Source organism: Streptomyces microflavus, from assembly GCF_014650075.1.
Classification (GTDB): Bacteria; Actinomycetota; Actinomycetes; order Streptomycetales; family Streptomycetaceae; genus Streptomyces; species Streptomyces microflavus.
Genome location: NZ_BMUG01000048.1, coordinates 1 through 513 on the forward strand (window position 1 = coordinate 1; position 513 = coordinate 513).

The window sequence follows — 513 nt, forward strand, 5'->3', positions numbered from 1 at the left end:
TTTTGAAGTTGGCGCAAAAATCATCACTTTAATTGCATGAGCTAGCAAAACATGCACTGGGTAGTAAAGGGTCGTAGATCAGAGTGGGCTTCACTAAGGAATTGGGGGCTAATGCTTCAAGGCACCAGGCCAAGAATTCTGGTTCTTTACCAACGGTAAGCGTAAGGATAGCCACCGTAGTAGGCACCGTAGGAATAGTATCCGTAGTAGGGGTATCCGCCGTAGTAGGGGCCGCCGAAGCCAGCTCCAACACCAACGCTCGCACCGATGGAAAGGTCCTTGGCGGCAGCGGCGTTGACGTTGGCTTGAGCAGGGGCCGCGAAGGCACCGCTGGCAATGGCGAGGGCGGAGAAAAGCATGGTGATCTTCATCTTGGAAATTAGGTGTGAAATTTGATTAATTGAAGGCTGGATAAGTTACTGATTTAAAGACGGGACTCGGTTTGGTGAAGAGTGATGATTTGAAAATTGGTGGGTTGAAAGTATTAATTGAGGTTGTGGGACGGTAGACCTG

The 513-nt window shown here is 49.5% G+C and carries 1 protein-coding gene; it reads right to left on the reverse strand.

What is annotated here, in order from left to right; genetic code table 11:
- Nucleotides 1–146: 146 nt before the first annotated feature.
- Nucleotides 147–371, reverse strand: coding sequence for a hypothetical protein (locus IE264_RS38890; protein WP_190167952.1), 225 nt, complete (start codon nucleotides 369–371; stop codon nucleotides 147–149).
- Between the last annotated feature and the right edge of the window lie 142 nt (nucleotides 372–513).

Bases quoted from the DNA above. Each gene is read 5' to 3' on its own strand.
- IE264_RS38890 (WP_190167952.1), bottom strand. From the start codon at position 371: ATGAAGATCACCATGCTTTTCTCCGCCCTCGCCATTGCCAGCGGTGCC.